This window comes from Schinkia azotoformans, assembly GCF_035811335.1.
In the GTDB taxonomy this organism is placed as follows: Bacteria; Bacillota; Bacilli; order Bacillales; family Bacillaceae_J; genus Schinkia; species Schinkia azotoformans.
Genome location: NZ_JARSMD010000029.1, coordinates 122,518 through 136,154 on the forward strand (window position 1 = coordinate 122,518; position 13,637 = coordinate 136,154).

The 13,637-nt window shown below is 37.0% G+C and carries 16 protein-coding genes; 8 read left to right on the forward strand and 8 right to left on the reverse strand.

Translation table 11 applies throughout. The features are described from left to right. Positions 1 to 320: 320 nt before the first annotated feature. Positions 321 to 536 (reverse strand): alpha/beta-type small acid-soluble spore protein, encoded by a 216-nt coding sequence (locus P9E47_RS18700; RefSeq protein WP_003329314.1) that lies wholly within the window; start codon positions 534 to 536, stop codon positions 321 to 323. Between the two features lie 398 nt (positions 537 to 934). Between P9E47_RS18700 and P9E47_RS18705 the strand changes: the two genes are divergently transcribed. Next, positions 935 to 1,186, forward strand: a complete 252-nt coding sequence (locus P9E47_RS18705; RefSeq protein WP_003329315.1) for a hypothetical protein — start codon at positions 935 to 937, stop codon at positions 1,184 to 1,186. A gap of 80 nt (positions 1,187 to 1,266) precedes the next feature. After that, on the forward strand, positions 1,267 to 1,527 hold the full coding sequence (locus P9E47_RS18710) for a metal-sensitive transcriptional regulator (RefSeq protein ID WP_003329316.1): 261 nt from the start codon (positions 1,267 to 1,269) through the stop codon (positions 1,525 to 1,527). Between the two features lie 61 nt (positions 1,528 to 1,588). Here P9E47_RS18710 and P9E47_RS18715 read toward each other — a convergent pair whose 3' ends face one another. The 5 genes from P9E47_RS18715 to P9E47_RS18735 are packed head-to-tail and all read right to left on the reverse strand — an operon-like array spanning position 1,589 to position 6,739. Continuing rightward, positions 1,589 to 1,801, reverse strand: coding sequence for a hypothetical protein (locus P9E47_RS18715; RefSeq protein ID WP_003329317.1), 213 nt, complete (start codon positions 1,799 to 1,801; stop codon positions 1,589 to 1,591). A 49-nt stretch (positions 1,802 to 1,850) separates the two neighbouring features. After that, positions 1,851 to 2,924 carry a YheC/YheD family endospore coat-associated protein gene (locus tag P9E47_RS18720; protein WP_003329318.1) on the reverse strand — a complete coding sequence of 358 codons (1,074 nt, stop codon included), beginning with the start codon at positions 2,922 to 2,924 and terminating at the stop codon, positions 1,851 to 1,853. Then, on the reverse strand, positions 2,921 to 4,279 hold the full coding sequence (locus P9E47_RS18725) for a YheC/YheD family endospore coat-associated protein (RefSeq protein ID WP_003329319.1): 1,359 nt from the start codon (positions 4,277 to 4,279) through the stop codon (positions 2,921 to 2,923). Before P9E47_RS18725 ends, P9E47_RS18720 begins: the two co-directional genes overlap by 4 nt. Before the next feature lie 6 nt (positions 4,280 to 4,285). Beyond that, positions 4,286 to 5,356 carry a YheC/YheD family endospore coat-associated protein gene (locus tag P9E47_RS18730; RefSeq protein ID WP_235786682.1) on the reverse strand — a complete coding sequence of 357 codons (1,071 nt, stop codon included), beginning with the start codon at positions 5,354 to 5,356 and terminating at the stop codon, positions 4,286 to 4,288. Between the two features lie 9 nt (positions 5,357 to 5,365). After that, positions 5,366 to 6,739, reverse strand: coding sequence for a YheC/YheD family endospore coat-associated protein (locus P9E47_RS18735; protein WP_003329321.1), 1,374 nt, complete (start codon positions 6,737 to 6,739; stop codon positions 5,366 to 5,368). 100 nt (positions 6,740 to 6,839) lie between these two features. Here P9E47_RS18735 and P9E47_RS18740 point away from each other — a divergent pair, with 100 nt between their 5' ends. The 5 genes from P9E47_RS18740 (at position 6,840) to P9E47_RS18760 (ending at position 11,834) form a co-directional block, all read left to right on the forward strand. After that, positions 6,840 to 7,976 carry a DUF445 domain-containing protein gene (locus tag P9E47_RS18740; protein ID WP_003329322.1) on the forward strand — a complete coding sequence of 379 codons (1,137 nt, stop codon included), beginning with the start codon at positions 6,840 to 6,842 and terminating at the stop codon, positions 7,974 to 7,976. Between the two features lie 75 nt (positions 7,977 to 8,051). Then, entirely contained in the window at positions 8,052 to 8,408 is a 357-nt protein-coding gene (locus P9E47_RS18745; RefSeq protein WP_003329323.1) for a YlbF family regulator, read from the forward strand. A gap of 136 nt (positions 8,409 to 8,544) precedes the next feature. Continuing rightward, positions 8,545 to 9,402 (forward strand): Cof-type HAD-IIB family hydrolase, encoded by an 858-nt coding sequence (locus P9E47_RS18750; RefSeq protein ID WP_003329325.1) that lies wholly within the window; start codon positions 8,545 to 8,547, stop codon positions 9,400 to 9,402. 108 nt (positions 9,403 to 9,510) lie between these two features. Then, positions 9,511 to 11,010 carry a coproporphyrinogen III oxidase gene (locus P9E47_RS18755; RefSeq protein ID WP_326164327.1) on the forward strand — a complete coding sequence of 500 codons (1,500 nt, stop codon included), beginning with the start codon at positions 9,511 to 9,513 and terminating at the stop codon, positions 11,008 to 11,010. 50 nt (positions 11,011 to 11,060) lie between these two features. After that, positions 11,061 to 11,834 carry an enoyl-CoA hydratase gene (locus tag P9E47_RS18760; RefSeq protein WP_326164329.1) on the forward strand — a complete coding sequence of 258 codons (774 nt, stop codon included), beginning with the start codon at positions 11,061 to 11,063 and terminating at the stop codon, positions 11,832 to 11,834. A 28-nt stretch (positions 11,835 to 11,862) separates the two neighbouring features. Here the strand turns inward: P9E47_RS18760 and P9E47_RS18765 are convergent, their stop codons facing one another. Next, the gene (locus P9E47_RS18765) at positions 11,863 to 12,003 is read right to left on the reverse strand and encodes a YuzL family protein (RefSeq protein WP_087946140.1); all 141 of its coding nucleotides are present in this window, start codon (positions 12,001 to 12,003) and stop codon (positions 11,863 to 11,865) included. Between the two features lie 40 nt (positions 12,004 to 12,043). Then, entirely contained in the window at positions 12,044 to 13,282 is a 1,239-nt protein-coding gene (locus P9E47_RS18770) for a hydrolase (RefSeq protein WP_326164331.1), read from the reverse strand. 130 nt (positions 13,283 to 13,412) lie between these two features. Here P9E47_RS18770 and P9E47_RS18775 point away from each other — a divergent pair, with 130 nt between their 5' ends. After that, on the forward strand, positions 13,413 to 13,598 hold the full coding sequence (locus tag P9E47_RS18775) for a sporulation YhaL family protein (protein WP_003329329.1): 186 nt from the start codon (positions 13,413 to 13,415) through the stop codon (positions 13,596 to 13,598). Positions 13,599 to 13,637 lie beyond the last annotated feature (39 nt).

Consider the following 13,637-nt stretch of genomic DNA (forward strand, 5'->3'; position numbering starts at 1 on the left):
CGGGTACAAAGAAACAGCTCCAAATGTAGTTGCTAAGGCATCAATTGATTTAGGAGCCTAAAGCAAGAAACGCTTAAAAAACTGCATTAATCGACAAAACGACAGGTGAATAAATACTTGTCGTTTTGTTTCTATCATAATTTTTCTGTTAATGAACAATAGGTCTCTAATGTTCACTACGGAAAAAATATTTCAAAAAAAATGAGCAGAGAATAAGCCGCGTGGTCTAACCCTGCGGCTTACTTTAGCTTTTCCTAAACATAATTATGGCCCTAAGCAAAATACTTAGGGCCTCAGCCATTTATATTAAATTATTTTAATTAAAATTGGCCATGTGTGCCAGCCATTTGTTGTTGAGCCATTGAAACTAGACGCTTTGTAATTTCTCCACCAACTGATCCGTTAGCACGAGAAGTAGTGTCTGCACCTAGGTTAACACCGAATTCTTGAGCGATTTCATATTTCATTTGATCAAGTGCTTGTGCAACTCCAGGAACTAATAATTGGTTGCTGTTACCGCTGTTGTTGTTTGCCATAATACTTCACTCCTTAAGAATTTTCTGTGTTGTAATTGGTAGGGCTAGTTGGAATTGCACCAACAGTGTGTATTCACTGCCACGAAGGCTAACCCTATGATATAAAGGTATATTGCATTAATTTATTTTTTAACTTAGTTGCAATGTTGTTTGTTGTATTCTTAAGTTAACCAATTTTATTTTATTTATTATTGGTAAATTTTTGAATGTTCTTCCTATTGCTTTTGAAATTATTTTTGAAAAACTATTGAGAGTATTTTATGTGTTTCACTATCGTTTATTCTGATATCATAAAGCCAATTTTTGGAGTGAATTGCTTGTTGTAGACTGTTGCTGTCATACACATACTTTTACTATAGAATTTTTCTACTTAATAAAGTTTAAAAGGGGTTAAATATATGTTTGTATGTCCATTATGCAATCAAATCGAGCAGCAGCAATATATTTGTCCACATTGCCAGCAGGCAATGGCGGATGAAGGAAGATTAATGGATTATTTCGATGCTTATAGTGCTTACTTAGATATTGAAGGGATGAAGCTTTTTGATGGGTATCCCAACAATAGAAAAAAACATGAATGTCCCCATGTTTTTTCTTGTTTAAAATGTTCGAAACAAGTTGTTTATTTAATTAACGAGATGGAACTTTAGTATTTATTTTCATTTATGAAAAAATATTATATAATAATAGTACACTATGGGGTACTGTACTTTAAGGGTGGTGAGTAAAGATGGAATATCCACAAGATATGAAAAACCGTTTAAAGCGAGTGGAAGGACAAGTTCGTGGGATCCTTCGTATGATGGAAGAAGATAAAGAATGCAAAGAAGTAATTACGCAGTTATCGGCTGCTCGTGCAGCGATTGATCGGACAATAGGTTATGTTGTTGCAAAAAATTTAGAACACTGTATTCGAGCCCAAGCTGAAAAAGGCGAAAGCGCAGAAGATGTTATTAATGAAGCGGTACAAATGATTGTTAAAAGTCGATAAATGGACAATAAAAAGGGCTGTCACAGCCCTTTTTACTTTCCAGCTCCAGCGCTTTTCTATACTATTCCAACTCTAGTGGTGGTTCTTCTTTTTCAAACGATCTAGCTTCACCTATTTGTGGATTATCTTCTCGGTTAATGATTGTTCCTCCTGCCATGCCCTCGTTAATCATGCGATCAACATCTAAAAAATACCGGTCTCGGCCTTCATATTTTGAATCCTTCTCCATTAGATTTTTAATTTCTTGCTCTCTCTCGTTTTCGTTTAAATTCATAATAAGCAGTTACCTCCCTTTTCCTTTAATTTGTTCATAACAGTTGTAACTATTCATACTCCAAAAAAATGTCTACTAAATGGTTGAGTCCAGCTTCATATATGTCCGGCTCATCAAATTTCATTGGTTTTGAATTGACATCAAAAATATAAAATGCTCCCTCAACCGTTTTGCCGACATCCATTGAAAATTCTTTTATCAATCCAAATTTGGAGCTATCCCTAAATGCTTGTTCCATAGTATTTCCACAAAGTATTGCCAAATTCTGAATTTTCCTAATATCTTTTTCTGTAGTTATTTCATCCACGGTTAATATATTTCCGCCTTTTAACACATGCGTTGTTATTCCGTTCAGTTTGCTTTGCCTAATACCGATCCCGGAAACAACCCATTTATTCTTGACATGATGGGCAAGAACCCGATAATCGAAAGGACATTCCTCATATGTCAAAATGTCCGTTTTTTGTTGTAAAATATATTCCCGGTCAAACAGCAAAGGATTTACCTTCTTTTCCCAAATATTTTGAAAAAAGGAGGTGCCATACATACCGCTGTGTCCTTTTATATGAAAGGTTTCGTCCTCGTGCCTGGAAAGTACGAAAATTCCATTTCCTTTACTGCCTTCATTCGGTTTTAAATAAAGGGAGTGAAATTTATTTAATTGCTCCTCAAGCTGTTCTTTTGACCTGATTAATTGTGTAAATGGGATATGCTTTTTAAGCGTTGAATCGTTGGTTAAGGCATTATAGACGTCCCATTTTTTGAAAAAGCCACCATTAAACATCGGAACGTTATGATCATTACACCATGCTTTAAAAAGTTTGAATTGGTCTGTATTTTCATCCTTACGATATGGTATACGATTATATATAACAGTTGGAACTCCATCAAAATCAATGGTAACCCAGCAATTTTTCCTTTTAATAAAAACAAAGCCACTTGTCAGACGGTTTTCCTTTAATGAGTCTGGCGTAAAAAGCACGGCCTTTCCGCCTCTTTTTGCTAATCTTGTGGATATGTCCCGAAATAACGAAAGGTTTCCTGTGATCTTTGAGTTTTTCCCAGCTGTAGTTAAAATTCCAACGATGAATGGTTGTTTTCGGAAATTTTTATTTATTTTCATTGAAAAAGCACCTCTGGTTCATAAATAGACCTTTTTGTTAGATAGAGGGCAAAGGAAATTGGTAAAGAGCGTGATAATTGATCGTAATCCTTAAGCTTTGGATGCTTAAAAATAGAGCGGCCTGGCTTTGAATTTGCTTCGAAAAGCCATATCCGGCCGTTTTTATCTATTCCCACATCATAGCCTATCTCACCAATTGTTCCGGCAATTTCCTTTTCCAATATATGGCTCATAACAAGGACGGCTTCCTCAAGCTTTTCAACAATGTTGTATGATACTGGTATTAATTTTTTTATTTCATCGACCGTTTTTACAATCCCGCCGCTTCCCAAATGCGTTGTAACACTGCCAATTCCTGCAATTTTAGCGGCAATGGCACTCATTTGCCAAATGCCAGTTTCATCCTTATTCGTATGGATTCGAAAATCAATTGGTTTATCCTCAACCCTAAAAAGGGGAATGCCTTGTTGAGCGATAAATCCTTCGAGCGTTTCTTTTTGGAATTGTTGTCGCAGCAACGATTCTAGTGTCTTGTACTTTCGTAAATGATTCTTTTCATCTTTACGAAAACGACAGTACCATTCCTCCTCATCTGTTGCTTTAATGACTTGGTGAATGCCAAGCCCCAGGCTGCCGTTAATCGGTTTAATATAAACACTGTTATATTTAGAAAAAAGAGCTTTAATTGAATCTAACGTTGGATTTAAAGCCGTTTCCGGTAGAAACCCGGCAACATCAGGATAGGTACTAAAAATCTGGTGAATCTCCCACTTGTTAAAGAAACCAGGGTTAAACCATGGAATCAAGTATTCATGTTGCAGCTTATTTTTAATATTTTTTAAGATATTGTGATTTTCCGTTTTTCGGTTTGGTAACCGATCATATACGACGTTTGGAAATGGAACTTCAATTTTCTTCCAACCGTCTGTGCTGTGGAATAGACCTTCAATTCGTCCAGTCTCCCAGTTAATGTGGTTGGCACCAAAAATAAATGTAAATGCACCCACTTTTTTTTCGGTAGAAAGCAATTTTGCAAAGAATAAGGTTCTGTCACCGATGGGTCTAATAATAGATCCAGTAAAACCAGCCGTAAATATCCCGACTAATGGCCCGATGTGAAGTATGCCTTCATGAGGGATTACATGGACCTTGCTTTCATAAGGGATACCCAACCGTTCCCAAATCGCGGATGACACGTAAATGGTTTGAAATTCCTTCGTCCGTTTTATTTGACAATTACAAATTTCTGTACCCAGGGAAATTTGATGATAGTCGCTGAACTGATCAAATAAAGCCTGAGGCAACCGAACATAATTTGAAGTATCAGGTATTTTTTTTACGGTATATAAAGACATCTCTTATCAGCTCCTTTGCAGTGCGATATGCTTGCAATACTCTAAAGGTGCACTGTATAACGTATTTTCAACACCTTGATTTGTTTGCAAAATTGTTTTATGACCGGGTTTTGAATTTGTATCAAGAATCCAGATTGAACCATCTTTTGCAACTCCAAGATCTATTCCAAGTTCAAATAATGGACCGAAATTTTCCTCAAGCGTTTCAGGCAGCTGAGTGATAATCGTTTGGATATCATCTAAAAGCAGTTCTTGTTGATTGCGGTCAATGGAATTCAGCCATTCACTAAAGGAATGGGCATCACCACCGCCGTGTAAGTTAGAGATGATATGACCTTCTTGACCTTTACGAACACCACGTCCAAGTTCATGCCAATTATTACCTTTATCTTTTTGAAGTAAGATGCGAATATCAAAAGGTCTTTTATCCTCATCAAGAAGTGATAAATACTCTTGAATTAGATAAGAATGGGCAGTTAGCAATTGCTTTAACCAGTTATTTAACGGTTCTTTCTTTGAAAATATTTTATGAATGACGTTTTTATGACGATGGGTTTGAAATTCTATTTGTTTGCCTTTTAATGTTAAAGAAATAATGCCTCTCCCTTGAGCCCCATTTTCCGGCTTCAATATAATTTTTTTATGTCTATTTAATGCTCTAAAGATTTCTTCTGAACTTTCAGCCTTTGAAGTGTCCGGAATGTAATATTTAAGTATGGAATGGGAGGAGAGTGTATTGTATATTTTCCACTTGTTAGGCAAGCCGTGCCCGATGAAGCAAATGTCTTTACGATTTTTCAGCCAGTTTACGATTGGTGAATATTTTTTAAGGATCTCTTCTGATGAGTAAAAACAACGGTCATAAATATAGGTTGGAATTGGAAAAATGGCATCTTCCCATTTTTCAGTAGATGAATTGAATCTTTTACCGTGTACATGCTCGGTTTGTGGGTTAATATCTACCGGTGAAAAGCAAAAGATTTCAATGTCCATTGGTGCTCCTCTTTTTCCGATTTCAGTATAATAATCATGTTCTGTTTTTTTATTTAATGTTAAAAATCCAAAGGATAACATCATTATACCCCCTTATAATCTCCAGCCTGAGAGACTGTAACAGTAAATTAATATCGCTTTTGCCGAAGGTCTAACTTTAGGAGTGAATCCTTCGGGATCCTGATTTTTTGAAGGCTTAGTATTAATTTCAATAATCCATGGTTTCCCATCTTTATCTAGGGCTAAGTCAATCCCCAATTCCCCGTAGATTCCATCGGCATGTTGGTCAATAATTAGAGCTGCTTCAATTGCAATTTCTTTTAAGAGCTGACCAATTTGAACGATCGTTTTTTTATCAAAATGGTCGACTAAGGCTTTTTCGATTTTAAATAATTCTCCGCCTCTAGATAGATTTGAGACAAATTCATTTTTTGAGGAAACCCTTGCAACTGTGGATGTTACTACCCATTCCGTTTCATTATGTCGATGGCATAAGAGCCGAAAATCGAGGGGACGGTCTTCCTCATAGGCTAATAGTGATATGCCTTGTTGAATAATGTAGCGTTGTTTTTGTAAACGTGGCTGAATGGCTTCGTATAAAAGTTGTATCGTTGGGAATTCCTTCTCAATTTCCCCAGAAAAGGTTGAGTAATCTAATAAAAACCTTTCTTCTTTAGACTCTACTTTAAATATATTTTTGCCTTGGCTTCCATGAACCGGTTTTAAAAATAAAAAATTGTGCTTGTTTATCATTTCTTCAAATGTTCTTCTTCCATTTAACAGCTTCGTATCTGGCAAATAGGGTAATAGATGTTCTTGACTGGATAGAACTTCATACACATGCCATTTATTGAGGAATCTTTCATTAAAATAAGGAATGTTTGCCTGATTTAATCTCTCAAAAAACTGCTTTGCTTTTTCCGACCTTTCCACTAGTCTGGAATGAATCCGATTATGGACAACATGAGGGACAGGTAACTTTCCTTCTTTCCAATTCTTTTCTGCCAAGGAATATATATATCCATTTACATAATCGTTATAAAGGCTTTCGAAGTGAAACACGTAGACTAATATATGCCGTTCATATCCATAGGCTTGTAATTCTTCAAGAAAGTCATGGATCGTACCGAAATGGTTATTATGGATGCGGTCGGTTACAATCCCGACAAAAGGTCCTAACTCCCAAACTCTTTTATTAGAATGTATGTTTACAAAAATCGTAAAGGAATCGATCGGTAGATAAAGTCCTTCAAGAATAGCATCCGCACAATAAATGGTGGATTTTTCTTTTGATGAACTTACATGTATAATACAATCGACTACTTGGTTTCCGGCAACTAATGATATTTTTTGACCGTGGGAGGTATTTGTTTGCTTCGATAAATCGGAACTAATTATAATGATAGTGGAAGATTCTGCTTCTGTATGATCTAGAGGAAGAATCTGAACCTTGAACATATTTTTCATAATAAACCCTCACAATGCCCATGGGCGTTAGCTGATTAGAGTATCATATGAGAATAAAGGCGTTAGTGTGAGGAATTAGATAAGGAAGGTTGTTAGTTACATGAATTTAATAGGCATGCTTTTATTTATGGCAGTTATTGGTGCGGTGATTGGCGGTGTGACGAATCATCTTGCCATTAAAATGCTGTTTAGGCCACTTAAGCCCATTTATTTATGGGGGAAAAGATTGCCGTTTACACCGGGGCTCATTCCGAAACGGCGTGAGGATTTAGCGATCCAGCTAGGACGAACGGTCGTGGATCATCTTTTAACGGCAGAAGGGATTCGAAGTAAATTTAAAGAGCCGGCCTTTATTAAGGATATGGAGGTATGGGCGAAGTCAGAGGTTTCAGTCGTATTAAATAGCCAAAAAACGCTTTCTGAATGGTTGGAAGGATTCGGTGTCAGTGAAGCTGAAGAAAAGCTGAAGGAAAAGTTAAATGCTTTTATTGAGGCAAGATACGAAGATTTACTTGGACAAGCCCGTTCTCAGGTCTTGGGTGAAACATTACCTGAAGAACTGCTTTTAAAGATTGACTCCAAAATTCCGGATTTTTCTGCCTACATTTTAAATAAAGGGATTAGCTATTTTGAGAGCAGTGAGGGAAGAGTCCGTTTAAGCATGATGATTCAAGATTTCCTTGAAAACCTCGGTTCACTTGGAAATATGGTGCAAATGTTTATAAGCAATGATACAATTGTAAACTCTGTTCAACCTGAGTTGATTAAATTTTTGAGCCATGAAGGAACACAAAATATGTTAACACAATTATTGGATCAAGAATGGGATAAAGTGAAAGGCTGGGAGGTTGGAACACTTGAAGAAAAGGTTGGACGTGAACAACTGCTTTCATTTTTAAAAACACAAATTAATGAACAAATTCCTTACAGAAACTGGCTTCAATCCTCAATCGAGGAATTATCAAAATCCTATCATGAATTAATTCTCGAAACCTTAATACCTAAGGCAGTTAGCATGATTAGTGATTTCATCGACAATCGCATTGAAGAAATGATGCAAAGACTTCATCTTTCCGAGATTGTCCGAAAACAGGTAGAAGCTTTTCCTGTTGAGAGATTAGAGATTATTATCCTTTCTATTTCAAGTAGAGAATTTAAAATGATCACGTATTTAGGTGCTTTGCTTGGTGGATTAATTGGAATTGTGCAAGGATTAATTGTTTATTTTGTTGGCTAGAACTTTCTAATGATTAGTTAGTATCAATTTTGGGAAGTTAGCATAATTTTAGGAAAGAAGAGGAGGGATTTTGTAATGGCAAATGTATATGATGTGGCCTATGCCCTGGAAAAAGCGATTAGGGATAGCGATGATTTTAAAAGATTAAAACAGCTTTACGATATTGTTAATAATGATGCCTCATCGAAACGTCTATTTGATAGTTTTCGTGAAACCCAATTTGAACTGCAGCAAAAGCAAATGATGGGTGAGGATATTTCAGAAGAGGATATCCAAAAGGCACAGCAGCAATTTACCTTAATCGGGCAGCATGAAGGGATTGCGCAATTAATGCAGGCTGAAGAAAGAATGAGTATGATTATTAGTGATTTAACAAGAGTAATCATGAAGCCGTTAGAGGAGCTTTACGGAGCACCTGAGGGACTACAATAAAATAGATTACGAAAAAAGCTGACAACCGAAATGTCAGCTTTTTTTGTTCTAAGGGAATTTTCTTACTCATATTTATCATAAAGTGATACTTGTATTAAGTGGAGCCGAACACACAAGACAAGGGGGAGCTATTATGATGTATCGATTACTGGCAATTAATATTGATGGCACATTATTAAAATCTAATGGAAGACTATCCCGGGAAACAAGGCAGGCAATTGATTATGTCCAAGATAAAGGTGTATATGTTACGTTAGTTACTAGTCGCAACTTCCCTTCAGCAAAAAAAATAGCAAAAGCATTAAAATTAGAAAGTCATTTAATTACACATAGTGGTGCTTTTATTTCTGATAATATCGAGGAACCGCTTTTTGAAGCAAGATTATCAGAAGAAAAAACCTTCAACATAGTGCAAGTTCTCGAAACCTATAACTGTTCGATTAGGCTACTGCATGAGCGCTATTCGATTGGAAACCGTATTAAACAAAAAGGTAACTTAATGGGAAGGGTTATTGCGGATTCAAATGATCCGTTATTCTATCCAATTCAATTTGTCCATAGCCTAAGTGACCAACTCGTTGATTTCCCGATGGCAACTCCGAAAATAGAGGTTTATTTTTCAAATAAAGATGAATTGAAAGAAGTGAAAGAGGTTGTAAAAAAATCTTTCCCGGAAGTAAACGTGATCGATACTCATGAATTATCATTTGAAATTTTACCTGGTGCTGTATCGAAGGAACGAGGTGTTAAAAGACTAGGAGAACATCTCGGTATTCCAATGGAAAAAACAGTCGTAATCGCCGATTCCATTAGCGATATTCCAATGATCAGCCAAGCAGGACTTGGCGTAGCGATGTGGAATTCACCGTTTGCAGTGAAAAAAGCGGCGGACTGGGTGACAAGATCGAATAATCATAATGGGGTTGCGTTTATGATTCGGGAGCACTTTAGAAAGCAGCAAAGAATTGAATTTTTACGGCAAATTACAAAATAGATGGAATGCGAGCCGCAGGGTCAGACCCCGCGGCTTATTCTGTTTGACCAACCATACATTGTTAAGTAAACTTGAAACAGTGTACATCAATAGAGTAGGTGACGAATAATGAAAATACAAATTACAGGTGTTGAGCCCCAATTTGAACGCAATCTTCAGCTAATTGCTGATTTATTTTATGAAGAGTGTTCTGTGTTCGTCGCGGCAATGGAAGAGCCAGCGGATGTTATCGTTAATTATAAGATCGACCGTGAGAAACAGATTCGTATCGAAGCACAATTGGTCGAAATACAAACCAATACCTCATACAGCACCCATTATGAAAAGAGCAGCGAGTTTCCACCAGGTACTAAGGAATGGGATAAAGCAGCACGACATGCTATCTCCTATGCCTTTTTAATTTTATTGCAGGACTTGACTGGCATTATTCAAAAGTGGGGGACGCTAACTGGAATTAGGCCAACTAAATTACTGCACAACAAAGTAAATCAAGGGGCCGCAAAAGAGGATGCACACGCAGAACTAAAGAAAAACTATATGATCCAACAAGAGAAGTTGGAACTGATGCAGGCGATTGTTGACAACCAATTGCGGACGATCCCCGACTTATTTTCGCTTCAAAACGAGGTTAGCATCTATATTGGAATTCCATTTTGTCCAACAAAATGTGCCTATTGTACATTCCCGGCCTATGCGATAAATGGGAGACAAGGATCTGTAAATTCCTTCTTAGGCGGATTGCATTATGAAATGCGGGAACTTGGCAAGTGGCTGAAGGAAAATGGCATCAATATTACGACCATTTATTTTGGCGGTGGTACCCCAACAAGCATTACAACAGAAGAAATGGACATGCTTTATGAAGAAATGTATGAATCCTTTCCGAATATCGATAAAGTCCGTGAAGTGACGGTAGAAGCGGGGCGACCGGATACTATTACTGTTGAAAAAATCAATGTCTTAAAGAAATGGAATATAGATCGCATCAGTATTAATCCGCAATCATATATTCAAGAAACGTTGAAGGCAATTGGCAGGCACCATACGGTCGAAGAAACGATTGAGAAATTTAAATTAGCTCGTGAAATGGGCATGAAAAATATAAATATGGATTTGATCATTGGTCTTCCAGGGGAAGGCTTGCCGGAATTTGAATATACATTAAATGAAACGGCTAAGTTAATGCCGGAATCTTTAACAGTTCATACTTTATCCTTTAAAAGGGCTTCAGAAATGACCCAAAATAAGGACAAGTATAAGGTAGCCGATCGAAATGAAGTTCAAAGAATGATGAATATGGCGACTGATTGGACGAAAGCCCACGGCTATCAACCATATTACTTATATCGCCAAAAAAATATTCTAGGTAACTTAGAAAATATCGGCTATTTACTGCACGGCCAAGAAAGCTTATACAATATTTTAATAATGGAGGAGCAGCAAACGATAATCGGGCTTGGCTGTGGTGCCGCAAGTAAATTAGTTGATCCGAAAACGAAGAAGATTACCAGGTTTGCAAATCCGAAGGACCCTAAAACGTATAATGATAAATATGAACACTATACAAATGAAAAGATTAAATTATTATCGGAATTGTTTGTGAAATGAAGTATAATAAACATTGGGAAAATTTAAATATTAATTAAGGAGTGTTCTTGATGTCCCAATTTGTGGTATTAAGTGTTGAAGGGAGCATAGCTACTTTACAATTAAACCGTCCTGAATGTATGAATGCGTTAAATGTTGACATGCTTAATGAACTTCTTGAAAAACTAAAGGAAGTTGCTAGTAGTGATGCTAGTATTCTAATCATCTCTGGTAACGGTAACGCTTTTTCAGCAGGAGGGGATATTAAGGCATTGCTTAAAGATACGAACGAAGAAACCTTTGAAAAAGTTATGGACACGATTAATGAAGTGATCATGACCCTCTATGCTTTACCTAAATTAGTCATTAGTGCAATTAACGGTCCTGCCGCAGGTCTTGGATTTAGTTTTGCTTTAGCTGGAGATTATGTAATTGCTGAAAAAGATGCAAAAATTGCCATGAACTTTATTAATATCGGGTTAATTCCGGATGGCGGTGGGCATTTCTTTCTGAAACAGCGACTCGGTGATCATAAGGCAATGCAGGTCATATGGGAAGGGAAAATTTATTACCCATATGAGGCACATCGAATCGGCTTAATCGACGAGGTCAGTGAAATTCCAGCTATTGATGCGGCCTATTCAAAAGCAAATGAGTGGCTTCAAAAACCGATTGAAGCGATGATTAAATCAAAAAAGATTATCTCAGATAGCAGTCGCCACTATTTATTAGAAATATTACGAATGGAAAAAATAGGGCAAATGAGGATGCGTGAAACGGTCGATCACCAGGAAGGAATCAACGCTTTTCTTGAGAAAAGAACACCGGTTTTCACAGGTAGATAAGGGACGGGGCACTTTGCCCGTCCCTTTATTAGTCCTTTTTAAATTGCTGGTTTGTATTTGATTGAAACGCATGCTCTGTAAGCTCTTTTTGCTGACCAGGGTTCATTTTTCCTCTCACGCTGGCAGCGGCGACCCCATTTTTACTCGGATTTGCTTTGAACTTTGCCATAAAGATCACCTCCATATGGGTTACTTTTCCCTGAAGTTCCTTACTTTATTTCTTCTGTATTTTCATATCTGCTGTCTAAAAAGTCTACTAAATGAATTAAGTAGCCATCGATCGTTTGCGGGTTGCGCACACATGCGCCCCATTCAGGTAAACCATGATGGCAAAGGATGCAATGATGCATTTGATGGATCTCTTCTAATGAGATTGTAATATTTTCAGTTTCGATGATTTTCGAAAGCAATAAGACTCCGTATGGAATATGCCCGACCATGACTCCAAGTTCATCCATTGTAATCCCAGTCGCTTTTCGATTTTCTAATGACGAATGATCAGCAGTTGGAAATAGGAATTTAAAATCCTCGTAGGTCTTCCCTGCATGATGATATTCGAGCAGCTTCCCAATATCATGAAATAAAATACTGACCATTAATAAATCATAATTCGGAGCCTGGCCTTTATGTTTGGCCATTCCATAAAACATTGAATAGAGATGGTCAAGCGTATCCTTCCAAACGAACGAGTGGGAATTGGCACCGGGATTATCAGATTGTAAATCAGCCCAAAGCTCTTCTTTAAGAGCTTTTTCAATGCGCTGAATAAGCTTGAAGACAGCTTGGAAATGGTTATCTTCAAACTTAACAATATAACGGGCAAAACGCATAAGTCCGACTGTATGCTTTAATAAGCCGCCTAAATAATTATGATGATGCCCTTTCGCTGCCGGCCTTATTCTAAATTGATCCCAGAAGCGATCCATAGCGGCAACTGCGATTTCTTTAAAAGGAGACTTAAGTTCATTGATATAGGTGAACAGCTCTATCGTTAGTGCTTCGGTGTTTTGCTGTGTACAGGCAATTAGTGAAAATGGGTCGATATTTTCGGTACAAGGCTGCATCCGGTGGATCGTGATTGATTTATGCCCTCTGTAATCTTCCACTTTTCCACTTACCTGAAAAAGGGTATGTTCATTTAATAATGGGATATATCGATCAAGTGCCCCGTCATTGTCCCACATTTTTGCATTTATGGCCCCAATGTTATTACTAAATTTTAGCTTTAAGTATTGCTTATCTGTTTTTGTTTTTTCGACTGTAAATTCTGTTAACAAAAGCTGGACATTAACATCATTTCCCTTTATTTCATTATCAATATTAAATTCATTTCTTCCCTCAACCCATATGGGAGGTGGGTACTTGCCTACAATAGCTCTTTCTTCATCTTCGGTTACATCTATTTTAACTGGAATAAAATCATAAAAGTACGAACTTGCCTTTTCCATTTACTTCCCCCACGATCATCAATAGTTATACGTATTATAACTCAAATCGAGTTATGGCTGAAGATTTTAGCATATTTTTATTCCTGCCACATATTTTTAAATAAAGCTTGTCTAAAAGGAGTGGAATCAATTGTTTACATTGCCATGGTGGATTTATCTTGTATTAGCAGGTATTGTTTTTAGCGCTTATATGATGATTAAAACAGCTAAGGAAGATCAAGAAGTGGATATGGAGTATATAGAAAAAGAAGGTGAGATTTATATACAAAGAATGGAAGAAGAAAGAGCGCGTAGAAAAGAACAGATGCAAAATTAAAAGGCTGCTTCGTAGCAGCCTTTTTGTGCGACGGGCAGT